Source organism: Micromonospora sp. WMMA2032 (assembly GCF_002688545.1).
GTDB lineage: Bacteria > Actinomycetota > Actinomycetes > Mycobacteriales > Micromonosporaceae > Micromonospora > Micromonospora sediminicola.
The window spans coordinates 2863478-2886172 of sequence record NZ_CP024052.1 but is presented as its reverse complement, the minus strand read 5'-3'; the positions used below and the strand labels follow the sequence as shown (position 1 = coordinate 2886172).

Sequence of the window (22695 nt, the reverse complement as noted above, 5' to 3'; positions counted from 1 at the left end):
GGTGGAACGCCATTCGCAGTCAGGTATCGGACTGATAAGCCGACCAGAGCCGAATTGATGACACGGGCTATCCGTCCGGCATTCGGGTTTCGACCGGGACGGATCGCTCGACATCCGACTGGTCAACTCTTTCCGTTCGTACGCGCCAACTGTCGCGCCGCTTTCCGGCCGGGCCCGCGAGTAACTTCTCGTACCACCGCATTCACGAGGAGTCACTTTATGTCTGAGGAAACCTGGCTCGCGGCCCGCCTGATCCCCACTTCCGGGATCAACGGCGCGGAGGAGCAGGAACGCCGGGCGACCTCCGCCCTGCTGGCGGTGATGAGCGCAGTCCGGGAATTCGGACGTGTCCTGACTCAGTCCGTCGGCGCGCCGGCCGGAGTGGTGCAGACCTTCATCGAGGTGCCCTTCAAACTCGGAAACCAGCAGCTCTTCCCGGACGGTCTCATTCGCGTCACCAGGGGACAACGCCAGTGGACCGCACTCGTGGAGGTGAAGACCGGCAGTAACCCGCTGCGGTCCGAGCAGTTGGAAGCCTATCTGGACATCGCACGGGAGCAGGGATTCGACGCCCTCATCACGATCTCCAACGAGATCGCCCCCGTCCCGGGGCAGCACCCGACGACCGTCGACCGGCGGAAACTCCGCAAGGTCGCCCTGTACCATTTGCCCTGGACGGAGATCCTCACCCAGGCGGTCATTCAGAAGGAATACCGCGGCGTCGCCGACCCGGATCAGGCATGGGTTCTGGGCGAGTTGATCCGATACCTCGAACACCCGCGCTCGGGCGCTCTTGAGTTCAGCGACATGGGGCCGGCGTGGGTGCAGGTTCGGGATGGGGTGTCTGCCGGGACACTGCGGGCGGGCGACGGTGCGGCAGCGCAGGTCGCCGGACGCTTCGACGCCCTGATCCGTTACGCGTGCCTCCGACTCGGTCGACGGCTCGGCACCGACGTGACTCCCGCGCTGAGCCGCCGCGACCTCGCCGATCCGGCCGCGCGCACCCAGTCGCTCGCCAACCAACTCGCCAGTGCCGGCACCCTGACCGGCAGCATCCGGATTCCGGGTGCGGTCGGCCACCTTCACGTCACCGCCGATCTGCGGGCAGGGCAGATCGTCTGCCACGTCGATGTCGACGCCCCACGGTCTGGCCGGCCGACAACCCGGGTGAACTGGCTGGTCCGTCAACTGAAGGACGCGCCGGACACGGTCCGGATCGAGGCATTCGCGATGCACGCCCGAGGCGGCGGCGCCACCGATCTCCTCCGCCAGATCCGCGCCGAGCCGACGACGCTCATCAGCGACCCCTCGCGCGAACTGCGGGCATTCCGCATCGCTCAGAGCACGGCCGCGGGAACCAAGCGTGGCAGCGGTCGGGGCGCCTTCATCGACTCCGTGCTGCACGCCATCGACGACTTCTACGAGCAGATCATCCAGAACCTGAAGCCGTGGATGCCCGCGCCGCCCCGGTTGCGTACGTCGGAGGACGTGATTCCCGTACAGCCGGTCGCCTCCAGCCTCGTCTCCACCGCCATCTCCTCCCAGGACAGCCCCGAGTTCGACACCCAGGAAACGCCCGGCGGCTCCGGTGCCCCGGACCGCTCCGGCGAGTGACCCCACCGTTCCGCCCATGTGAGGTCGGTCGGCTGGGCCTCTACCCGGCCGGGCCTGGTCGACGACCTGGAAGACGGTCTGACCCTGACGGACAGGCGCGGTCGCTCGGCGGCCAGCGGCCGGGCGGGTTCGGGCGGCGCCGGACGGGTACCAGCACGGCATGACTGATCCGGTTGAGCTGTCCGAACTGCACGCCGGAGGCGCCGACCCCGACGACGTCACCCCGGACGAGCCGCACGCGGACCTGGACGGAACCGACGAGAACTCACCGGCTGAGTTCGGCCTGCCGATAGACGGCACCGCCCCGGCCGAGGAGGACCCCACCCAGTCCTGACGCGCCGCCGCGCCTTGGGTGGAACGTCATGGGTGTTTACGGCCCCGTTTGACACCCATGACGTTCCACCCAACGGTTGTGAGGGCCGAGAGCCCTAGTTGGGGAGTGCGGCGAGGCCGGCCAGCAGTTCCCAGCGCTCGGCCTCGGTGAGCACCGCGTACGCCGGTTCGTCGCGGCGGTCGGTGTCCGCCTCGATCGCCGCGCGTTCCGGGCCGTCCGGCAGCGCGCGGATCCCGTCGGCGGTCAGCCCGGCGGCCCGCCACGCGGCCCGGTGCGCGTCCGCGCGGTGGTGGCGCAGCGAGCCCAGCCGGGTCACCAGCAGCAGCGCGGGGGACGCGCCTTCCGGCTCGTACGGCGGGGACATGGCCCGGAACGCCGGCCCGCCGGTGGCCTGGGCGTGCGCCAGCACCCGGCCGACCAGCTCGGCGAGCCGGGGCACGACGACCAGGCCGGGCAGCACCCCGGGCAGCATGCCCCACTTCTGTTCGGCGGCCTCGCCGGTGGCCCGCTGCGCGAACAGCACCAGTTCCCGCCCCAGGTCGGTGAGGTGCCAGGCGCCCGCGTCGTCCCGGACGAAGATGCCCTGCTCCAGCTCCCGGCTCATGTTGCCGTCGCCGTAGGCGAGGCCGTCGGCGAGCGCCTCGGCGGGCATCGGCCGGGCCAGCACGCCGGAGAAGAAGCTGTTCTCGGCGCCGAGTTCGCAGCCGCGCTCGGCGTAGAACGCCTCCATCCGGGGGCGGGCCGCCCAGCGGGCGCCCACGTAGACCCGGTCGACCGCCGGTCGGACCAGTCGCGCGTAACTCACCGTCGTCTCCACGCCGCCGGACCCTACCGGCGGCGTGGCGTTAACAGGGGGCCCCTCCTCTACCGGAGGCGTTAACAGGGGGCCCTTCCTTACTCGGGCACGCGGCGGTAGGCGCCGTCGCTGGCCGAGGTCGCCATCGACGCGTACGCGCGCAGCGCCGCCGACACCGGGCGCTGCCGGTCGGTCGGGGTGTACGGGCGGTCCCGCTTCTCCTCCGCCACCCGCCGCGCGGTCAGCTCGTCGGCCGGCACGTTCAGCTCGATGGACCGGCCCGGGATGTCGATGACGATCTCGTCGCCGTCGCGCACCAGCGCGATCAGGCCACCGGAGGCCGCCTCCGGGGAGACGTGCCCGATGGACAGCCCGGACGTGCCGCCGGAGAAGCGGCCGTCGGTGAGCAGCGCGCAGGCGCGGCCCAGCCCCCGGCCCTTGAGGAACGAGGTCGGGTAGAGCATCTCCTGCATGCCGGGGCCGCCCTTCGGGCCCTCGTAGCGGATCACCACCACGTCCCCGGCGACGACCTCCTTGGCGAGGATGGCGGTCACCGCGTCGTCCTGCGACTCGTAGACCTTCGCTGGCCCGCGGAACGTCAGGCACTCCTCGGGCACCCCGGCGGTCTTCACCACGCAGCCGTCCGGCGCCAGGTTGCCGTGCAGGATGGCCAGCCCGCCGTCCGCGCTGTAGGCGTGTTCGCGGTCGCGGATGCAGCCGCCGGCCGCGTCGGTGTCGAGCGACGACCAGCGGTTGGTGGTGGAGAACGGCTCGGTGGTGCGCACCCCGCCGGGCGCGGCGTGGAACAGCTCGACCGCCTCTCGCGTGGCCGATCCGCCGCGCACGTCCCAGTCGGCGAGCCACCGGTCGAGGTCGAGGGAGTGCACCGCCCGCACGTCGCGGCGCAGCAGGCCGGCGCGGTCCAGCTCGCCGAGGATGGCGGGGATGCCACCGGCCCGGTGCACGTCCTCCATGTGGTAGTCCGGGGAGTTCGGCGCGACCTTGGCCAGGCACGGCACCCGCCGGGAGATGGCGTCGATGTCGGCCACCTGGAAGTCCAGCTCCGCCTCGCGGGCGGCGGCGAGCAGGTGCAGGATCGTGTTGGTGGAGCCGCCCATGGCCACGTCGAGCGCGACCGCGTTCTCGAACGCGGCCCGGCCGGCGATCGCGCGGGGCAGCACCGAGGCGTCGTCCTCCTCGTACCACCGCTTGGCGATCTCCACGGCGGTGCGGCCGGCCTCGACGAAGAGCGACCGGCGCGCGGTGTGGGTGGCCAGCGTCGACCCGTTGCCGGGCAGTGCCAGGCCGATCGCCTCGGTGAGGCAGTTCATCGAGTTGGCGGTGAACATGCCGGAGCAGGAGCCGCAGGTCGGGCACGCGGAACGCTCGATCTCGCCGAGCTGGTCGTCGGTGACCGCCTCGTTGGAGGAGGCGATCATCGCGTCGATCAGGTCGATCTTGGAGTGGACGACGCCCTCGATCGCCACCGTCTTGCCGGCCTCCATCGGGCCGCCGGAGACGAAGACGGTGGGGATGTTGAGCCGCAGCGCGGCCAGCAGCATGCCGGGGGTGATCTTGTCGCAGTTGGAGATGCAGACCAGGGCGTCCGCGCAGTGCGCGTTGACCATGTATTCGACCGCGTCGGCGATCAGCTCCCGGCTGGGCAGCGAGTAGAGCATGCCGCCGTGGCCCATGGCGATGCCGTCGTCCACCGCGATGGTGTTGAACTCCCGGCCGACGCCGCCGGCCTCGGCCACCGCGTCGGCGACCAGGCCGCCGAGGTCCTTGAGGTGGACGTGACCGGGTACGAACTGGGTGAAACTGTTCGCGATGGCGACGATCGGCTTGCCGAAGTCGTCGTCGGTCATCCCGGTGGCCCGCCAGAGGGCCCGGGCGCCGGCCATCGTCCGACCGTGGGTTGATGTCCTCGACCGCAGCTCAGGCATGACTACCAGTCTGACACCGCCCGCGCGGCGACCCCCCGCCGTGCACCCTGTGTCCCAACAGTTGCACACCCGGTGCCCCACGGAGGGCGCGGATCCGGCAGAGTTGACGCGTGCAGTCGTCCCCGGGGATGGTCACCGTCGCGGTGCTGAGCGGCTCCGTCGCGACCGCCGCCGCCGCGCTGCTCGCCGTGTCCGCCCGCCGGCGCACCGGCCCCCGGCGGCAGGCCCACCTGCTGCTGGCCGTCGCCGCCGGCGCCGCACTGCTGAGCCTGCTCCTCGGCCTCGGTGGTCTGCTGGTCGCCGGGGACCACTGGGCGCACCGGCAGGGCCAGCGCACCGGGTGGGCGACGCTGGTCGCGGTGGGCACCACGGTCGCCGCGCTCGGCCTCGGCGCGGCCCTGCTCCGGCTGCCCGGCGCGGCCGCGACCCGTGCCGCCACCGCCCGGCTGCTGCTCGACGGCCTGATCATGGCCGCCGCGCTCTGGTTCGTCGGCTGGGTGGCGGTCAGCGAGCCGGCCCGGCTGCTCGGTGGCACCACCCCGGCCGCCTGCCTGCCCATCCTGCTGGCCACGGTCAGCGCGGCGCTCACCGCCGGGCTGACGCTGATCCTGGTGCTGCGCGTCGCCCCGCCGCGCGGTTGGCTGACCCTGCTCGGGGCCGGGGCGATCGCGGTGACGGTCGGCGGGCTCGGCGTCTCCGCCGGGCTCTGCCAGGGCGGGCCGGGCATGCTGGTGGCCGGCGCCACGACGACCGCCGCCGGCCTGCTGGCCACCGCCGTCGCCGGGCGCCGGGCCGACCTGACGCAGCTCGACGTCGATCTCATCCGCCGCGACGGCGAGTACGCCTTCGCGCCGATGTTCGCCATCGCCGCCTCCGCGATGTACCACCTGTTGCAGGGCGGCCGGTTCGACGGTTACGGGATCATGGCCGGCAGTGTCGAGGGGTTCGCGCTGGTGGCCCGGCAGTACCTGGCCCTCAACGACGTCCGCGGCTACGCCGTCCGGCTGGCCGAGCGGGAGGCGCACTTCCGCGAGCTGGCGCACACCGACCCGCTCACCGGCCTGGCCAACCGGCGCGGGCTGCTGCGCGCCCTGCACCGCTGCGCCGAGGCGGGCACGCCCTGCGTGCTGCTCGGGCTCGACCTGGACGGCTTCAAGAACGTCAACGACATGCGCGGGCACGACGTCGGCGACGCGGTGCTGGCCGAGGTGGGCCGGCGGCTGCGCGGCAACCTGCGCCCGGGTGATCTGGCCGCCCGGCTCGGCGGGGACGAGTTCGCGGTGCTGATGCACGGGTCGGCCGAGCCCGGGCCGGTGGCGGACCGCCTGCTCGGGGTGCTCGGCCGGCCGTACGAGGAGGCCGACGGCCCGGTCTTCCTGTCGGTCAGCATCGGCGTGGCCGGCAGTCGTGGCGACCACGACGTCGAGCTGCTGCTACGCAACGCCGACCTGGCGCTGCGCTACGCCAAGCAGCGCGGCAAGAACCGGATCGAGCGCTACGACGCCACGTACGACCAGTTGCTGAGCCGGCGCACCCGGCTGGAGCACGAGTTGCGCGGCGCGATCGAGCGCGACGAGCTGCGGCTGGTCTTCCAGCCGGTGGCCTCGCTGCCCTCGGTGCGCCCGGTCGGCGCCGAGGCGCTGCTGCGCTGGCACCACCCGGAGCTGGGCAACGTGCGGCCGGACGAGTTCATCCCGCTCGCCGAGGAGTGCGGCATGATCGCCAAGCTCGGCGCCTGGGTGCTGCATCAGGCCTGCTACCAGCTCTCCCGGTGGCTGGCCGACGGGCACGACGTCTGGGTGTCGGTGAACGTCTCGCCGCGCGAGCTGCACGCCCCGGAGTACGTGGTCCAGGTCGCCGACGCGCTGCGCGCGCACCACGTGCCGCCGCAGCGACTGGTGCTGGAGGTGACCGAGCACGCCGTCGCCACCGACCTGGACGAGTTGATCCGGCGGCTGACCGCCCTGCGGCTGACCGGCGTCCGGATCGCGCTGGACGACTTCGGCGCCGGCTACTCCTCGCTCGGGCAGTTGCGCCGGCTGCCGATCGACATCCTCAAGATCGACCACAGTCTGGTAGCCGAGCACGAGCCGGTGCGGCCGATCGGCCGGGACGGGCCGGCGTTCGCCCCGATGGTCGACATCGTCATGCGCCTCGGCCACCAGCTCGGGCTGGAGGTGATCGCCGAGGGCGTCACCAACCCGACGGAGCTGGCCGCCGTGGTGGCCGCCGGCTGCCGGTTCGGCCAGGGCGCGCTCTTCGGCTGGGGCGTGCCCGCCGAGCACCTGGAGGCGATGCTGGAGGCGGCCACCGCGCCCGGCAACCGGCCCACCTCGGTCCCGCCCGCGCCGCCGCCCCCACCGGTGCGCACCCCGTCACCGTTGCTGCCCCGGCTGCGCAACAACCCGCCCGCCCCGCGTCCCCCGATGGAGGGATCACCGCAGGTGGCGAGCGGCGCGGAAGGGGCGCCGGCAGGCGACACGCCCACGTCCGTGAACCAGAATGTGGGATCAGTTGACTCATCGCGTGAGATGCGTCAGGCTTGACCGCATGTCGTCGAACCGGTCGCTGCGAGTACTTACCTGAGCGCACTCTCCCCCGAGAGTGCGCTGGCCCCGTGCATCCTGCACGTGGGCTTTTTTGTTGCCGTCGGACCATCGCCGGGACGTCCGCGTCCCATCCTGACAACCGCGTCACCCACTCACAGCCGAAGGCCTGAACCGCCATGACGAGACCCACGCCAGAGACCCTCGCCCACTCCGCCCGACGAGCCCGCCCGGGCGCCGGCGCGGCCGGCGACCCCGACCACGCTCCCGCCCCGCGCGGTGCCGCCCCCGCCGGCAGCCGGGCCGTCCCGGCCGGCGCGGACACCCCCGCCGCGCCCGTACGGCAGCCCGCCACCGCGCAGGTCTCCGGCGCCGGCTCGCTGGTGCGGTCGCTGGAGGCGCTCGGCGTCGACGTGGTCTTCGGCATCCCCGGCGGCGCGATCCTGCCCGCGTACGACCCGCTCTACGACTCGACGGTCCGGCACATCCTGGTCCGCCACGAGCAGGGCGCCGGGCACGCGGCCACCGGCTACGCGCAGGCCACCGGCCGGGTCGGCGTCTGCATCGCCACCTCCGGTCCGGGCGCGACCAACCTGGTCACCCCGATCGCCGACGCCTACATGGACTCGGTGCCGATGGTGGCGATCACCGGTCAGGTGGCCCGGCCGTCGATCGGCACGGACGCCTTCCAGGAGGCCGACATCCAGGGCATCACGCTGCCGATCACCAAGCACAACTTCCTGGTGCAGACCCCGGACGAGATCCCCCGGGTGCTGGCCGAGGCGTTCCACCTGGCCTCGACCGGCCGGCCCGGCCCGGTGCTGGTCGACATCCCCAAGGACGTGCTCCAGGCGCCGGCCACCTTCGCCTGGCCGCCCACCCTGGACCTGCCCGGCTACCGGCCCACGCTGCACCCGCACGGCAAGCAGATCCGCGAGGCGGCCCGGCTGATGACCTCGGCCCGCCGCCCGGTGCTCTACGTCGGCGGCGGCGTGCTCAAGGCCGGCGCCACCGAGGGGCTGCGCCGGCTGGCCGAGCTGACCGGGATCCCGGTGGTCACCACGCTGATGGCGCTCGGCGCGTTCCCCGACTCGCACCGCCAGCACCTGGGCATGCCCGGCATGCACGGCACCGTCGCCGCGGTCTACGGCCTGCAGAAGGCGGACCTGATCGTGGCGCTGGGCGCGCGCTTCGACGACCGGGTGACCGGCAAGCTGGACTCGTTCGCGCCGGACGCCGCGGTGGTGCACGCCGACATCGACCCGGCCGAGATCGGCAAGAACCGGCACGCCGACGTCCCGATCGTGGGCGACGCGCGGCACGTCATCGACGAGCTGATCGCGGCCGTCACCGCCGAGCACGCCGCCCACCCGGCCGCCGACCTGGCGGACTGGTGGACCCAGCTCGACGACCTGCGCGAGCGTTACCCGCTCGGGTTCGAGGAGCCGGCCGACGGCACGCTCGCCCCGCAGTACGTGATCAAGCGGCTGGGGGAGATCGTCGGCCCGGACGCGGTCTACGTGGCCGGCGTCGGCCAGCACCAGATGTGGGCCAGCCAGTTCATCTCGTACGAGAAGCCGAACACCTGGCTCAACTCCGGCGGCCTGGGCACCATGGGCTATGCCGTGCCGGCGGCGATGGGGGCGAAGGTCGGCCGGCCCGAGACCACGGTGTGGGCGGTGGACGGTGACGGCTGCTTCCAGATGACCAACCAGGAGTTGGCGACCTGCGCGCTGGAGGGCATCCCGATCAAGATCGCCGTGATCAACAACGGCAACCTCGGCATGGTGCGGCAGTGGCAGACCCTGTTCTACGGGGAGCGCTACTCCAACACCGAGCTGGGCACCCACAAGCACCGCATCCCGGACTTCGTCAAGCTCGCCGAGGCGCTCGGCTGCGTCGGGCTGCGCTGCGAGAACGCCGCCGACGTGGACAAGACCATCGAGGCGGCGATGGCGATCACCGACGCGCCGGTGGTCATCGACTTCGTGGTCGGCAAGGACGCGATGGTCTGGCCGATGGTGGCCGCCGGCACCAGCAACGACGAGATCATGTTCGCCAGGGGTGTGCGCCCCGCGTTCGACGAGGACGAGCTGTAGTCATGACCGAATGCACCGAGCGCAGCGAGGGCCATGAGGGCATGACGAGGAAGGCACAGCCATGACGATGCACACGCTGTCCGTGCTGGTGGAGAACAAGCCGGGTGTCCTCGCCCGGGTCTCCGGGCTGTTCTCCCGGCGCGGCTTCAACATCGACAGCCTCGCCGTGGGCGAGACCGAGAACCCGGACGTCTCCCGCATCACCATCGTGGTCAACGCGGAGTCCTCGCCGCTGGAGCAGGTGACCAAGCAGCTCAACAAGCTGGTCAACGTACTCAAGATCGTCGAGCTGGACCCGCAGGTCTCGGTGGCCCGGGAGCTGCTGCTGGTCAAGGTCCGCGCGGACCGCTCCGCCCGGGCCCAGGTGCTGGAGACGGTCGGCCTGTTCCGCGCCCGGGTGGTCGACGTCGCGCCGGACACGCTGACCATCGAGGCCACCGGCACGCCGGACAAGCTCGACGCGCTGCTGCGCGACCTGGAGCCGTTCGGCATCAAGGAGATGGTCCAGTCCGGGACCGTCGCCATCGGGCGCGGCTCCCGCGCCATCACCGCCGGCCCGGCGCTGCGCGCCGCCTGATCCGTACCCACCAGTTTTTCGACGGGCCGACGGGCACCGCCGTACGAAAGGGAAGTCAATGAGCGTTGAGGTGTTCTACGACGACGACGCCGACCTGGGCCTGATCCAGGGCCGCAAGGTCGCCGTGATCGGGTACGGCAGCCAGGGGCACGCGCACGCGCTGTCGCTGCGCGACTCCGGCGTCGACGTGGTGATCGGCCTGCCGACCGGGTCGAAGAGCCGGCCCAAGGCCGAGGAGCAGGGCCTGCGGGTGCTCAGCCCGGCCGAGGCGGCGGCCGAGGCCGACGTGATCATGATCCTGGCGCCGGACACCGCCCAGCGTGGCCTCTACGCCGACGCCATCGCGCCGAACCTGGCGCCGGGCAAGGCGCTGTTCTTCGGGCACGGCTTCAACATCCGGTACGGCCTGATCACGCCGCCGGCCGACGTGGACGTGGCGATGGTCGCCCCGAAGGGCCCCGGTCACCTGGTCCGCCGCCAGTACGTCGACGGCAAGGGCGTGCCCTGCCTGGTCGCCGTCGAGCAGGACGCCAGCGGCAACGCCTTCGCCCTCGCGCTGGCGTACGCCAAGGCGATCGGCGGCACCCGGGCCGGCGCGATCCGGACCACGTTCACCGAGGAGACCGAGACCGACCTCTTCGGCGAGCAGGCGGTGCTCTGCGGCGGCGCGGCGGCGCTGGTGCAGACCGGTTTCGAGGTGCTCACCGAGGCCGGCTACGCGCCCGAGGTGGCCTACTTCGAGTGCCTGCACGAGCTGAAGCTCATCGTCGACCTGATGTACGAGGGCGGCATCGCCCGGATGCGCTACAGCATCTCCGACACCGCCGAGTACGGCGACCTGTCCCGCGGCCCGCGCGTCGTCGACTCCCGGGTCAAGGAGGAGATGCGCAAGATCCTCGGCGAGATCCAGTCCGGCGAGTTCGCCCGCGAGTGGGTGGCCGAGGACGAGGCCGGCCGGCCGAACTTCGCCAAGTGGCGGGCCGAGGGCGCGGCGCACCCGATCGAGGAGACCGGCCAGAAGCTGCGGGCCATGATGAGCTGGGTCGACCGGCCCATCACCGAGACCGCCTGAGCCAACTCTCCACGCGGCCCGCGACCCGACGCTCTCCCCGGCGTCGGGCCGCGGGCCGCGGCCGTTCACGTGCTGGGACGCGGTGAGCAACGCCTCGTCCCGTCCCGCCCCGGTGAACGGGGGATGTCGGGCGTGCGACGGGCCTGTGTGAGGGCGCTCACCCCGCGGTCCGGGACGCGGAGGGCGGGCCGCCCCCTACCATCCTTGGTGTGGTGCCCCGGCGCACCCGACGGCCATGGCACGGCTCGGCGCAGGGCGCAGCGCGGCGTCCCGACGCCCCCGGGCCGAACCGATACCGAGCGTCTACGAGGACCGATGAATCCTGTCGTACTGATCGCCGAAGAACTCGCACCCGCCGCCATCGAGGTGCTCGCGCACGACTTCGACGTGCGTCACGTGGACGGCACCGACCGACCGGCACTGCTCTCCGCCCTCTCCGAGGCCGACGCGGTGATCGTACGCAGCGCCACCCAGATCGACGCCGAGGCGATCGCCGCCGCGCCGCGCCTGAAGGTGGTCGCCCGGGCCGGCGTCGGCCTGGACAACGTCGAGGTGCCCGCCGCCACCGCGCGGGGCGTCATGGTGGTCAACGCTCCCACCTCCAACATCGTCTCCGCCGCCGAGCAGGCCGTCGCGCTGCTGCTCGCGGTCGCCCGCAACACCGCCAGCGCCAGCGCCGCGCTCAAGGCCGGCGAGTGGAAGCGGTCCAAGTACACCGGCGTGGAGATCCAGGGCAAGACCGTGGGCGTGGTCGGGCTCGGCCGCATCGGCGTCCTCTTCGCCCAGCGCATCGCCGCCTTCGGGACCCGGATGATCGCGTACGACCCGTACATCCAGCCGGCCCGCGCCGCGCAGCTCGGCGTCCGCCTGGTCGGGCTGGAGGAGCTGCTGCGCGAGAGCGACTTCATCTCGATCCACCTGCCGAAGACGCCGGAGACGGTCGGCCTGATCGGCGAGAAGGAGCTGGCGATCGTCAAGCCGGGCGTCCGGATCGTCAACGCGGCCCGCGGCGGTCTGGTCGACGAGCAGGCCCTGGCCGACGCGATCGCGGAGGGCCGGGTCGCCGGCGCCGGCGTCGACGTGTACGCGAAGGAGCCGTGCACCTCCTCGCCGCTGTTCGCCTTCGACAACGTGGTCGCCACCCCGCACCTGGGCGCCTCCACCAACGAGGCGCAGGACAAGGCCGGCCTGGCGGTGGCGAAGAGCGTCAAGCTGGCGCTCCAGGGCGAGTTCGTGCCGGACGCGGTCAACGTGCAGGCCGGCGGCGTGGTCGCCGAGGACGTCCGCCCGCTGCTGCCGCTGGCCGAGAAGCTGGGCCGGGCCTTCACCGCCCTGGCCGGCGGCGTGGCCGCCAGCGTCACCGTCGAGGTGCGCGGCGAGATCGCCACCCACGACGTGTCGGTGCTCAAGCTCGCCGCCACCAAGGGGCTGTTCAGCTCCGTGGTGGAGGAGCAGGTCACCTACGTCAACGCGCCACACCTGGCCGCCGAGCGGGGTGTCGAGGTCACGCTCGCCACGCCGGCCGAGACGATCGACCACCCGAACCTGGTGACCGTGCGCGGCGCGCTGCCGGACGGGCGGACCGTGCGGGTCTCCGGCACGGTGACCCACACCGGCGCCCGCGACGTGCTCAAGCTGACCGAGGTGGACGGCTTCGACGTCGAGATCGGCGCGGAGGGCATCCTGGTCTTCCTGCGCTACGTCGACCGGCCCGGCGTGGTCGGCACGGTCGGCACGCTGCTCGGCGAGGCCGGCGTCAACATCGCCGCCATGCAGGTGGCCCGGCGGGAGGCCGGCGGTGAGACGCTGATGACGCTCACCGTCGACCAGGCGCTCGGCGCCGACCTGCTCACCTCCGCGGCCGACTCGATCGGTGCGGTCGCGGCCAGCGCCGCCGACCTGCGCGACGAGTAGTCCGGACGCAGACGGAACGGGGCCCGGCCGAACCGGCCGGGCCCTTCGTCGTTCCCGGGATCAGGAGCGGACGCGGGCCGGGGGCGGGTAGACCGAGCCGTCCTGCGCGTCGAACAGCATCAGGTCGTGCTCGCCGGCCAGCCGCTCGATGTCCAGCAGGACCTGGTCCGGGCAGGTGGGGTACAGGTTCATCTCGACGTGGTCGGCGGCCGCGTGCAGCGGCGCGACCTCCCACGGCGTGCCCGGCCGGGCGGGACGGTCGGGATAGCTCGCCGTGATCGCCCGGTAGAAGCCGACCACCCGCGGGTCCGGGTGCTGCTCGCCGTGCCGGCCCTCGCGGCACCGCTGCACCGCCGCCCGCACCTGCTCCGGTGTCGCCCCGTTCGGCAGGGCCCACACGCTCAGATCGAAACTCACGGCGGACAGCGTGCCATCCCGGGCGGCCCACGTCACTTCTGCCCCGCCCCGCCGGTCCACCTGCTGATTGCCGACACGGTGACGGAGGGTCCGCTGTGGAGACTCTTGCGTCGAGTTGCGTCGATTCGCTAGCGTACCGGTGCGGTTTCCGGCTGAGTCGATTTCCGGCCCGTCTTCGGGTGGCGTGGTCGGGCGTCCGGCCTGTCGGCCCGCACCCCTCGAATGCGCGAGCCACGCGCACTCGTCGCTGACCGGCCCCCACGGTCGTTGCCGAGACCGTGGGGGCCGATCGCGGCCCGCACCCCGGATGCGAGAACGGGGCGCGGTGGCGCCTCAGCGCCGGTGGTGCGCGAAGAGCGGGCGGTAGTCCGATCCGGTGCGGAACCAGGCCAGGCCGGCCGGGCCGGCGGCGTACAGGGCGGTGGCGTAGGCGTCGGCGACGGCCAGGTCCGGGCCCACCACGGTGGCCGCCGCGAGGCGGTCGGTCGGCTCCCCGGTGTGCGGGTCGACGACGTGCCCGCGCCGGCCGGTGACCCCGGACGTGCCGACCGCGCCGGCGGTCATCTCCAGCACCAGCGGCGCCCGGCGGGTGTCCGTGGGGTGGTGCACCGCGACCCGCCACGGTCCGCCGTGCGCGGCGTGCCCGCGTACCGTCAGGTCGGCGCCGCTGAGCACGGCGTAGTCGTGGATGCCGGCGGCGCGCAGCCGCGCCGCGGCCCGCTCCACCGTCCAGCCGCCGAGCAGGCCGCCGGGATCGAAGCCGCCCGGCACCGCCCAGGCGTCGAACCAGCCGTCGGTCGCCGCCCGCATCGCGGCGCAGCGGTCCACCAGATCGGCCAACGGCGGGTACGAGTCGGGGCTGATCTCGTCCCGGCGCAGCCGCGAGACCAGGCTGTCCGGCTGGTTCGGACCGTAGGTGAGGTCGACGGCGCGCAGTTCCGCGACGGCGTCCCGGAGCGCCTCGCCGACGATCCGGTGGCCCAGCCAGTCGGGCGCGTTGATCAGCAGGGTGTACTCGGCGGTGGAGGTGTGCACGGTGTGCCGGACGCTGATCCGGTCGTACGCGCCGCCGCCGGCCCGCTCCACCCGGTGGCTGCGCGCCCCCAGGCGCAGGTCCGGGCGGGGGTGGTGGAACGCGGTCTGGTCGACCCAGCGGGTCCGGGGTTGCTCGTCCGCCCAGTGGGCCCGCCGCTGGTCGATCCGCATGACACCCGCCCCCTCGCTGGCCGCCGCCGCGGTGCGGCGATGCCGGTCCCGGACCCCCGTCGACCCGGTCGACCCGACCATAAGCAGTGGAGATGACCGCACCATGAATGCCGGCTGGGAGCCTGCTGTGCATCGGCTCGTCCCGGATGGTGGAAGACTCGTACCGGGGGCCGGGACGCCGACGTACGGTTGCGCAGAACGTCGAGGTGAGGAGCGTCAGGTGGCACGCATCGCGGTGGTGGCCGGCGACGGCATCGGTCCCGAGGTGGTCGGGCAGGCCCGCAAGGTCCTCGACGCGGTGCTGCCCGGGATCGAGGCGACCGAGTACGACCTGGGCGCCGCCCGCTGGCACCGCACCGGCGAGGTGCTCCCCGACGCGGTCCTCGGCGAGCTGGCCGGGCACGACGCCATCCTGCTCGGCGCGGTCGGCGACCCGACCGTGCCGCCGGGCGTGCTGGAGCGGGGGCTGCTGCTCAAGCTCCGCTTCGCCTTCGACCAGTACGTCAACCTCCGCCCGTCCCGGCTCTGGCCCGGCGTGACCGGCCCGCTGGCCGCGGTCAAGCCCGGCGAGGTCGACCTCGTGGTGGTCCGCGAGGGCACCGAGGGGCTGTACGCGGGCGCCGGCGGCACGCTGCACCGGGACACCCCCGCCGAGGTGGCCACCGAGGAGAGCCTGAACACCCGGCACGGCGTCGAGCGGGTGATCCGGGACGCGTTCGCCCGGGCCGGCCGTCGCGAGCGCCGCAAGGTCACCCTGGTGCACAAGACCAACGTGCTCACCCACGCCGGCTCGCTCTGGTCGCGGGCCTTCGCCCAGGTGGCCGCCGAGCACCCCGACGTGGCCACGGAGTACCAGCACGTCGACGCCGCCGCGATGTTCCTGGTGACCAACCCGTCCCGCTACGACGTGGTGGTGACCGACAACCTGTTCGGCGACATCCTCACCGACATCGCCGCCGCCGTGACCGGCGGCATCGGGCTGGCCGCCAGCGGCTGCATCAACCCGGAGGGGCGCTACCCGTCGATGTTCGAGCCGGTGCACGGCTCCGCGCCGGACATCGCCGGCAAGGGCGTCGCCGACCCGGTGGCCGCCGTGCTCTCCGCCGCGCTGCTGCTCGACCAGCTCGGCCACGCCGACGCCGCCGCGCGGGTCACCGCCGCCGTCGCCACCGAGCTGGCCGGGCGCACGCCCGGCGCGCCACTGCGCACCGAGGAGGTCGGCGACCGGCTCGCCGGGTACGCCGTAGCCTGACCGGGCCGTTCCCGTGGCGGCCCGGTTCCGGGCCGCCAGACCCGTTTCCGGGCCAGCTCCGGCCGATTGGCATCGTCGATGTGCCGGGGCGGAACTATCCGCTGAACGACCGTTCGGGGTAAGTTTCTGGCACCAGTGACGGCGGCGTGCGATCCCGTACGCCGTGGGACCCGCAGGGAGGTCAGCGCGATGAGCGGTGGTGACAAGCTCGATTTCGAGATCCGTCCGAATCCCGCGCCGGTATCCGCCGCCGACCGGGCCGCCCTGCTGGCGAACCCGGGCTTCGGCCGGGTGTTCACCGACCACATGGTGATCGTGCGCTACGCCGAGGGCAAGGGCTGGTACGACGCCCGCATCGAGGCGCGGGCGCCGATCCCGATGGACCCGGCCGCCGCGGTGCTGCACTACGCGCAGGAGATCTTCGAGGGCCTGAAGGCGTACCGGACCGGCGACGGCGCGGTGACGATGTTCCGTCCGGAGGCCAACGCGGCCCGGTTCGCCGCTTCCGCCCGCCGCCTGGCCATGCCGGAACTGCCGCCGGAGACGTTCGTCGAGTCGCTGCGCCGGCTGGTCGAGATCGACCAGGAGTGGATCCCGGAGCACGAGGACGCCAGCCTCTACCTGCGCCCGTTCATGTTCGCCAGCGAGGTCTTCCTCGGGGTGCGCCCGGCCAACGAATACCTCTACTGCGTCATCGCCTCGCCGGCCGGCGCCTACTTCGCCGGCGGGGTGAAGCCGGTGACGGTGTGGGTCTCCCCGGACTACACCCGGGCGGCGCCCGGTGGCACCGGCGCGGCCAAGTGCGGCGGCAACTACGCCGCCTCGCTGGCGGCCCAGGCCGAGGCGATCGAGGCCGGCTGCGACCAGGTGGTCTTCCTGGACGCGGTGGAGCGGCGGTTCGTCGACGAGCTGGGCGGCATGAACGTCTTCTTCGTCTACGACGACGGCACGCTGGTCACGCCGCCGCTGGGCGGCACGATCCTGCCGGGCATCACCCGCGACGCGGTCCTGACCCTGGCCGCCGAGGCCGGGCACGAGGTGCGGGAGCAGCCGGTCGGCTTCGCCGACTGGCAGGCGGACGCCGCCAGCGGCCGGCTGCGCGAGGTCTTCGCCTGCGGCACCGCCGCGGTGATCACCCCGATCGGCGGCGTGCGCTTCCCGGACGGCGAGTTCCTCATCGGCGGCGGTGAGCCGGGCCGGACCACCATGGCGCTGCGGCAGAAGCTCGTCGACATCCAGCGCGGCCGCGCCGAGGACCGCCACGGCTGGGTCACCCGGGTCCTCTGACCCACCCACCGCCCGACCCACCACCACGGCCGGCCCCGTCTCCCGACGGGCGCCGGCCGTTCCCCTTCCTACCGGGCGGGGAGGGTCACTCCAGGAGGTGGGTGCGGAGGGCGGCCAGTTGGGCCTCGGTGACGCCGGCGTGGGTCAGGTAGCCCTCGATCGAGCCGTAGCCGGCGCGCAGCTCGGCCAGGAACAGCTCCATCGCCTCGGCCGGGGAGGCCAGGAACGGCGGTGGGACCTCCTCCGCGTCCGGCAGGGTGGCCCGGACCCAGGCGCTGAACCGCTCGGACGCGGCGGTGCTCAACGCGTAGTCCGCGACGACGTCGTCGTCCGGCACGCCCAGCACGGCGAGCGTCAGCGCGCAGACGATGCCGGTGCGGTCCTTGCCGGCGACGCAGTGCACCACCACCGGCGCGTTGGCGCTGTCGGCGATCAGGCCGATCGCCTCGGCCAGCCCGGCGGTGCCGGTGCGGGCCAGGTCGGCGTAGCGGTCGGCGAGGTAGCGGGCCAGGCTGACGCCGGAGGACTCGAACTGCCGCGCGGCCCAGTCCTCGTGCTCGGGGTGGATGTGCCGGTAGGCGAGCCCGTCGTAGGCCGGCACCCGGCCGTCGCGTTCCACCTCGGTCGGGCGGCGCAGGTCGATCACCGTGCGGATGCCGAGCGCGGTGAACGCGGCCCGGTCGGTCTCGTCGATGCGGTGCAGCGAGTCGGAGCGGTAGAGCCGGCGGCGCCGGACGGTGCGCCCGTCGCGGGCGCGGTAGCCGCCGACGTCGCGGAAGTTGAACAACGCGGGGAAGGGTGTCTCCGGGGCATCCACCCCTGACACGGTAACGGCCGGCGGGGCGTCTGGAAGCCCCCGCCGGCCGTGCACCGGGTGTCAGATCCGGGCCGGGCCGTCCGGCGGCAGCGCGGAGTGGTTCTCGCCGTAGTAGCCGCCGAGCCTGTCCCGGTAGGCCGGGTCGGCGTGGTTGGCCTCGTCGTACTCCGGGGCGGCCTTGATCTGGTCCTTGTCCCGGTCGACGTGGACCTTCCGCTCGTCGTGGTCGACGTGGTTCACGGTGCCGGCCGGCAGCATGACCTTCTTGCCGAAGATCCACGGGCCGGTGTCGACCACCAGGTAGCTGTCGTCCACCTCGTGGCTGGCCTTGTCGATCTTGCCGATGCTGCCGTCGGTGGCCTCCACCTTGTAGCCGGTGAGGTCCGCGCTGGCCACCCCGGCCTCGTCGCGGTAGCGCCACGGGTCGAACGCGCCGGCGGGCGCGCCGCCGGCGTGGGCGCCCTGGCCGCCGTCGAGGACCGGGTCGGTGGCGCCGTGCGTGGTGTGCGGGTCGAGCCTGTCCATAGGGGTAACTCCTGTCCCGACTGTCCCAGTCGTCAAGGGAGTGAAAGTCATGCTGTCCCGCGAATTCCTACCCGTTGGCCGGCTTGCCAACCCTCCGGAACCGCCGAGGGCCGGCGCCGCGACTCGCGGCGCCGGCCCTCGGAGTGGCGGTCGTACGGCCGGTCAGGCCAGCGCGGCCTCCGCGTCGAGGGTCACCGCGGCGGCGTGCACGACGGCGGCGATCCGCAGCCCCTCGTGCACCTGGTCGCGGCTGAAGCCGGCCGCGCGCAGCGTCTTCTCGTGCGACTCCAGGCAGACGCCGCAGCCGGTGATCGCGGAGACGGCCAGGCACCACAGCTCGAAGTCGGTCTTCTCCACGCCCGGGCGGGCGATGATCTGCATCCGCAGCCGGGCCGGCAGCGACGCGTACTGGTCGTCGCCGATCAGGTGCTTGGCCCGGTAGTAGACGTTGTTCATGGCCATCACCGCCGCCGCGCCCTTGGCGGCCTCGACCGCCTCGGGCGTGAGGTGACCGGCCGCCTCGGCGGCGATCTCCCGCAGCACCACCGGGTTGCGGGACGCCACCGCGCAGGCCAGGGCCGTGCCCCAGGCCTGTTCCGGCTTGAGCGTCGAGGTGGTGATGGTGGAGCTCAGGTTGAGCCGGATGTCCTTGGCGTAGTCGGGCAGGGCCGCCTTGACCGCGTCCAGACCCATCGTCAGGCCCCGGCGCCGGCGAGGAGCGCGTTGGCGTCCAGCGTCGCGCTGCCCTTGTTCCAGTTGCACGGGCACAGCTCGTCGGTCTGCAGCGCGTCGAGCACCCGCAGCACCTCGGAGACGTTACGGCCGACCGAACCGGCGGTCACCATGGCGAACTGGATCTCGTTGTTCGGGTCCACGATGAAGGTGGCCCGCTGCGCGACGCCGTCGGCGCCGAGCACGCCGCAGGCCTCGGTCAGCTCGCGCTTGATGTCGCTCAGCATCGGGAAGGGCAGCTCGCGCAGGTCCGGGTGGTCCTTGCGCCACGCGTAGTGGACGAACTCGTTGTCCACGGAGACGCCGAGCACCTGGGCGTCCCGGTCGGCGAACTCGCCGTTGAGGCGGCCGAACTCGGCGATCTCGGTCGGGCAGATGAAGGTGAAGTCCTTCGGCCAGAAGAAGACGACGCGCCACTGGCCCTCGTGGGACTTGTGGTGGATCGTCTCGAACGCCTTGTCGGCGTCGAGCGAGACGCAGGCGGTGAGTTCGTACTCGGGGAAGTGGTCACCGACAGTGAGCACGGGTCCTCCTTGACAGTGGCCGGGTGCGGGTGGCCCGGCCAGTAACTGGATCAGTTCCAGATACTTCCGTAGCGCCGTTTCCGCTCGTGGGCGGTGGTCGCCCGTGTGAAGACGATCACCAGCGACACAGCCGTCCCGGGATGTGGATTTCGCCTCCCAAAAACCGGCGGAGGTGGCAGAGTGCTCGTCGTGACCAGCTCTGTCCTGATCATTGGCAGCTAGCGCGCCGGCCTTCCCCTCCGCCGAGCGCGCAGACCTCCCGCATCCGCGGGGGGTCTTTTTGTTGCTCCCCCAGGCACGAGAAGAGGACTCCGATGACCTTCCAGGTGTACGACACGACGCTGCGCGACGGCGCCCAGCGTGAAGGGCTCAGCTACTCGGTGGTCGACAAGCTGGCGGTGGCCCGCCTGCTCGACGACCTCGGAGTCGGCTTCATCGAGGGCGGCTGGCCGGGGGCGGTACCCAAGGACACCGAGTTCTTCCGCCGGGCCCGCACCGAGCTGGACCTGCGGCACGCGGTCCTGGTCGCCTTCGGGGCCACCCGCAAGGCCGGCCTGGCGGTCGAGGACGACCCGCAGGTACGCGGGCTGCTCGACGCCCGGACCCCGGCCGTGGCGCTGGTCGCCAAGGCGGACCTGCGGCACGTCGAGCGGGCGCTGCGCACCACCGCCGAGGAGAACCTGGCGATGGTCCGCGACACCGTGGCGTACCTGGTGGCGCAGGGGCGGCGCGTCTTCGTCGACGGGGAGCACACCTTCGACGGCTTCCGCCACGACCCCGGCTACACCGCCGCGGTGGTGGAGGTCGCGCTGGCCGCCGGCGCCGAGCGGTTCGTGCTGTGCGACACCAACGGCGGCATGCTGCCCTCCCAGGTCACCGCCGCGATCGAGGAGCTGGTCGCGCGCACCGGCGTCGCGCCCGAGCGGCTCGGCATGCACGCCCAGAACGACACCGCCTGCGCGGTGGCGAACACCATCGCGGCGGTCGAGGCCGGCGTCCGGCACGTGCAGGGCACCGCCAACGGTTACGGCGAGCGCCCCGGCAACGCGGACCTGTTCGCGATCGTGGCCAACCTCCAGCTCAAGCTCGGCATGCCCGTCCTACCGGAGGGCTGCCTGGAACAGATGGTGCGGGTCGCGCACGCCATCGCCGAGATCGCCAACATCGCCCCCGACACCCACCAGGCCTACGTCGGGGCCGCCGCCTTCGCCCACAAGGCGGGGCTGCACGCGAGCGCGATCAAGGTCGACCCGTTGCTCTACAACCACGTCGACCCGGCCGTGGTGGGCAACGACATGCGGATCCTGGTGACCGAGATGGCCGGCCGGGCCAGCATCGAGCTCAAGAGTCGCGAGCTCGGCCTGGACCTGGCCGGCCATCCGGACGCGCTGTCGTCGGTCACCGCCCGGGTGAAGGAGCTGGAGGCGGGCGGCTGGTCGTTCGAAGCCGCCGACGCGTCGTTCGAGCTGCTGGTCCGCTCGGAGCTGCCGGACGCCGCGCCGGCCCGGCCGTTCGCGCTGGAGTCGTACCGGGTGCTGGTCGAGCACCGCGAGGACGGGGCGGTGGTCTCCGAGGCGACCGTCAAGATCCGGGTACGCGGTGAGCGCGTGATCGCCACCGCCGAGGGCAACGGCCCGGTCAACGCGCTGGACGAGGCGCTGCGGGTGGGGCTGGCCCGGCACTACCCGGAGCTGCGCGAGTTCGAGCTGGCCGACTACAAGGTCCGCATCCTGGAGGGCAGCCACGGCACCGGCGCGGTGACCCGGGTGCTGGTGGAGACCGCCGGCGCCGGCCGCGACTGGACCACGGTCGGCGTGCACCCCAACGTGGTCGAGGCCAGCTGGCACGCCCTGGTCGACGCGCTCACCTACGGGCTGGACCGGGCCCGGGCGCAGGACGGGGCACCCGCCTGAGACGGAGGGCTCACGCCGCCGGCAGGCGCAGCTCGGCCAGCAGCGCCCGGTGGTCGCTGCCGGGCACCGGCCAGGTGCCGGCGGCGCGGACCGCGATCCGCCGGTCGACCAGCACGTGGTCGATGGTGACCGGCGGGATCGGATCCCCGTCGTACGGGCCCCACGTGCCACCGAGGCCGGTGCCGGTCGCGTCGGCCGCGTCGGTGTAGCCGGTCGCGATCAGGTCGCGCAGCGCGGCGTGGTCCAGGGTGGCGTTGAAGTCCCCGGCCAGCACGCTGAGCCCGCCGGTCGGCGTGGCCGGCGGCTGCGCCCGCTGGTCGGTCCACCAGTCCGGCACCACGTCGACCGCGTACGGCGCGGCCGGATGCGCCGACTCCACCCGCAGCGGCGGCGCGCCCGGCACCGCCACCGTCCCGTACGCCTGGGTGAAGAAGAAGCCCCGGTTGCGCCGGTGGCCGGTGTCGCTCAGCGGGTGGCGGGCGTACAGGCCGGAGCCGGTGGCGCCCACCTCAGGGCTCAGCGACCGGTGCGGCAGCAGCGTGGCCAGGCCGAGCCGGTCCAGGTCGGCGGCGAGCCGCGGGGTCAGTTCCTGCACGGTGAGCACGTCCACCCGCCGGGCGCGGACCAGCTCCACCAGGCCCGCCGGGTCGGCCGAGCCCAGGCGCAGGTTGGCGGTGAGCAGCCGCAGCGTCGGGCCGGCGGCCGGGGGCCGGTCGTCGGGCAGCGCGCGGGGGGCCACCGCGCCGAGCAGCGCCAGCGCGGCGAGCGCCGCCACCGCCGCGGGCGCCCGGCGCCGCAGCGCGAGCGCCGGCACCGCCACGACCCAGGCCAGGGCCGCGACGTACGGCGTGAAGGCGGTGGTCAGCACCAGCGGACCCCGCTCCAGCCCGGTCAGGCGCAGCACCGCCCCGGCGGCCACCGGCGCGGCGGCCGACCAGCACGCCGCCGTGACCCATCGCCCGCCCCGGGCGCCGCCGCGCGTCGGCGCTTCCGTCGTGATCACGACGGTCAGGCTACCGGCCGTCGCGTCGCATCCCGTGAAGCAATTTCGTGAATGGTCGAGCGCTGCGCACTCGCAATTCAGGCGGGTCGCGGACACGCAATGAGAACTATTGACCCGCCGC

General features: G+C 73.1%; 19 protein-coding genes. 10 read left to right on the top strand and 9 right to left on the bottom strand.

Annotated features, from left to right (window positions below; all coding sequences use genetic code 11):
• Positions 1-219: 219 nt before the first annotated feature.
• Together CO540_RS12745 and CO540_RS30360 are read left to right on the top strand one after the other, a co-directional pair.
• Entirely contained in the window at positions 220-1614 is a 1395-nt protein-coding gene (locus CO540_RS12745; RefSeq protein WP_099162196.1) for a stress response protein, read from the top strand.
• Between the two features lie 160 nt (positions 1615-1774).
• Entirely contained in the window at positions 1775-1948 is a 174-nt protein-coding gene (locus tag CO540_RS30360; protein WP_172967840.1) for a hypothetical protein, read from the top strand.
• Positions 1949-2042: 94 nt separating this feature from the next.
• Here CO540_RS30360 and CO540_RS12740 read toward each other — a convergent pair whose 3' ends face one another.
• Both CO540_RS12740 and ilvD read right to left on the bottom strand, forming a co-directional pair.
• Complete coding sequence (locus CO540_RS12740) at positions 2043-2765, bottom strand: hypothetical protein (RefSeq protein WP_253866639.1); 723 nt, start codon at positions 2763-2765, stop codon at positions 2043-2045.
• Positions 2766-2842: 77 nt separating this feature from the next.
• Positions 2843-4690 carry a dihydroxy-acid dehydratase gene (gene ilvD / locus CO540_RS12735; RefSeq protein ID WP_099162195.1) on the bottom strand — a complete coding sequence of 616 codons (1848 nt, stop codon included), beginning with the start codon at positions 4688-4690 and terminating at the stop codon, positions 2843-2845.
• Between the two features lie 110 nt (positions 4691-4800).
• Between ilvD and CO540_RS12730 the strand changes: the two genes are divergently transcribed.
• From CO540_RS12730 to serA, 5 genes are all read left to right on the top strand, one after another.
• A complete protein-coding gene (locus CO540_RS12730) occupies positions 4801-7236 on the top strand; it encodes a bifunctional diguanylate cyclase/phosphodiesterase (protein ID WP_099162194.1) in 2436 nt (811 codons plus the stop codon).
• A gap of 179 nt (positions 7237-7415) precedes the next feature.
• A complete protein-coding gene (locus CO540_RS12725) occupies positions 7416-9335 on the top strand; it encodes an acetolactate synthase large subunit (protein WP_099162193.1) in 1920 nt (639 codons plus the stop codon).
• 61 nt (positions 9336-9396) lie between these two features.
• Entirely contained in the window at positions 9397-9912 is a 516-nt protein-coding gene (gene ilvN / locus CO540_RS12720; protein WP_099162192.1) for an acetolactate synthase small subunit, read from the top strand.
• A 58-nt stretch (positions 9913-9970) separates the two neighbouring features.
• Complete coding sequence (gene ilvC, locus CO540_RS12715) at positions 9971-10984, top strand: ketol-acid reductoisomerase (protein ID WP_099162191.1); 1014 nt, start codon at positions 9971-9973, stop codon at positions 10982-10984.
• Between the two features lie 315 nt (positions 10985-11299).
• Positions 11300-12898, top strand: coding sequence for a phosphoglycerate dehydrogenase (gene serA / locus CO540_RS12710; protein WP_091580569.1), 1599 nt, complete (start codon positions 11300-11302; stop codon positions 12896-12898).
• Positions 12899-12958: 60 nt separating this feature from the next.
• On the opposite strand, the gene CO540_RS12705 is transcribed toward serA, so the two are convergent.
• On the bottom strand, positions 12959-13315 hold the full coding sequence (locus CO540_RS12705; protein WP_172967839.1) for a hypothetical protein: 357 nt from the start codon (positions 13313-13315) through the stop codon (positions 12959-12961).
• 333 nt (positions 13316-13648) lie between these two features.
• On the bottom strand, positions 13649-14521 hold the full coding sequence (locus CO540_RS12700) for an FAD:protein FMN transferase (RefSeq protein ID WP_099164734.1): 873 nt from the start codon (positions 14519-14521) through the stop codon (positions 13649-13651).
• A 220-nt stretch (positions 14522-14741) separates the two neighbouring features.
• Here CO540_RS12700 and CO540_RS12695 point away from each other — a divergent pair, with 220 nt between their 5' ends.
• Both CO540_RS12695 and CO540_RS12690 read left to right on the top strand, forming a co-directional pair.
• Positions 14742-15773 (top strand): 3-isopropylmalate dehydrogenase, encoded by a 1032-nt coding sequence (locus CO540_RS12695; RefSeq protein WP_099162190.1) that lies wholly within the window; start codon positions 14742-14744, stop codon positions 15771-15773.
• A gap of 189 nt (positions 15774-15962) precedes the next feature.
• Positions 15963-17060, top strand: a complete 1098-nt coding sequence (locus tag CO540_RS12690; RefSeq protein WP_099162189.1) for a branched-chain amino acid aminotransferase — start codon at positions 15963-15965, stop codon at positions 17058-17060.
• A gap of 85 nt (positions 17061-17145) precedes the next feature.
• Here CO540_RS12690 and CO540_RS12685 read toward each other — a convergent pair whose 3' ends face one another.
• From CO540_RS12685 to CO540_RS12670, 4 genes are all read right to left on the bottom strand, one after another.
• Positions 17146-17877 (bottom strand): tyrosine-protein phosphatase, encoded by a 732-nt coding sequence (locus tag CO540_RS12685; RefSeq protein ID WP_172967838.1) that lies wholly within the window; start codon positions 17875-17877, stop codon positions 17146-17148.
• Between the two features lie 60 nt (positions 17878-17937).
• Positions 17938-18402 carry a PRC-barrel domain-containing protein gene (locus CO540_RS12680; protein ID WP_098743379.1) on the bottom strand — a complete coding sequence of 155 codons (465 nt, stop codon included), beginning with the start codon at positions 18400-18402 and terminating at the stop codon, positions 17938-17940.
• Positions 18403-18564: 162 nt separating this feature from the next.
• A complete protein-coding gene (locus CO540_RS12675; RefSeq protein ID WP_091580544.1) occupies positions 18565-19095 on the bottom strand; it encodes a carboxymuconolactone decarboxylase family protein in 531 nt (176 codons plus the stop codon).
• Between the two features lie 2 nt (positions 19096-19097).
• Positions 19098-19658 (bottom strand): peroxiredoxin, encoded by a 561-nt coding sequence (locus tag CO540_RS12670; RefSeq protein ID WP_099162188.1) that lies wholly within the window; start codon positions 19656-19658, stop codon positions 19098-19100.
• Between the two features lie 314 nt (positions 19659-19972).
• Here CO540_RS12670 and cimA point away from each other — a divergent pair, with 314 nt between their 5' ends.
• Complete coding sequence (cimA, locus tag CO540_RS12665) at positions 19973-21571, top strand: citramalate synthase (RefSeq protein WP_099162187.1); 1599 nt, start codon at positions 19973-19975, stop codon at positions 21569-21571.
• A 10-nt stretch (positions 21572-21581) separates the two neighbouring features.
• Here cimA and CO540_RS12660 read toward each other — a convergent pair whose 3' ends face one another.
• Positions 21582-22574 carry an endonuclease/exonuclease/phosphatase family protein gene (locus tag CO540_RS12660; protein ID WP_371682279.1) on the bottom strand — a complete coding sequence of 331 codons (993 nt, stop codon included), beginning with the start codon at positions 22572-22574 and terminating at the stop codon, positions 21582-21584.
• Between the last annotated feature and the right edge of the window lie 121 nt (positions 22575-22695).

What these genes read in the sequence shown, in the direction of transcription:
- CO540_RS12745 (WP_099162196.1), top strand. Translation starts at nt 220, where the DNA reads ATGTCTGAGGAAACCTGGCTCGCGGCCCGCCTGATCCCCACTTCCGGG.
- CO540_RS30360 (WP_172967840.1), top strand. Translation starts at nt 1,775, where the DNA reads ATGACTGATCCGGTTGAGCTGTCCGAACTGCACGCCGGAGGCGCCGAC.
- ilvD (WP_099162195.1), bottom strand. Translation starts at nt 4,690, where the DNA reads ATGCCTGAGCTGCGGTCGAGGACATCAACCCACGGTCGGACGATGGCC.
- CO540_RS12725 (WP_099162193.1), top strand. Translation starts at nt 7,416, where the DNA reads ATGACGAGACCCACGCCAGAGACCCTCGCCCACTCCGCCCGACGAGCC.
- ilvN (WP_099162192.1), top strand. Translation starts at nt 9,397, where the DNA reads ATGACGATGCACACGCTGTCCGTGCTGGTGGAGAACAAGCCGGGTGTC.
- ilvC (WP_099162191.1), top strand. Translation starts at nt 9,971, where the DNA reads ATGAGCGTTGAGGTGTTCTACGACGACGACGCCGACCTGGGCCTGATC.
- serA (WP_091580569.1), top strand. Translation starts at nt 11,300, where the DNA reads ATGAATCCTGTCGTACTGATCGCCGAAGAACTCGCACCCGCCGCCATC.
- CO540_RS12700 (WP_099164734.1), bottom strand. Translation starts at nt 14,521, where the DNA reads ATGCGGATCGACCAGCGGCGGGCCCACTGGGCGGACGAGCAACCCCGG.
- CO540_RS12690 (WP_099162189.1), top strand. Translation starts at nt 15,963, where the DNA reads ATGAGCGGTGGTGACAAGCTCGATTTCGAGATCCGTCCGAATCCCGCG.
- CO540_RS12680 (WP_098743379.1), bottom strand. Translation starts at nt 18,402, where the DNA reads ATGGACAGGCTCGACCCGCACACCACGCACGGCGCCACCGACCCGGTC.
- CO540_RS12675 (WP_091580544.1), bottom strand. Translation starts at nt 19,095, where the DNA reads ATGGGTCTGGACGCGGTCAAGGCGGCCCTGCCCGACTACGCCAAGGAC.
- cimA (WP_099162187.1), top strand. Translation starts at nt 19,973, where the DNA reads ATGACCTTCCAGGTGTACGACACGACGCTGCGCGACGGCGCCCAGCGT.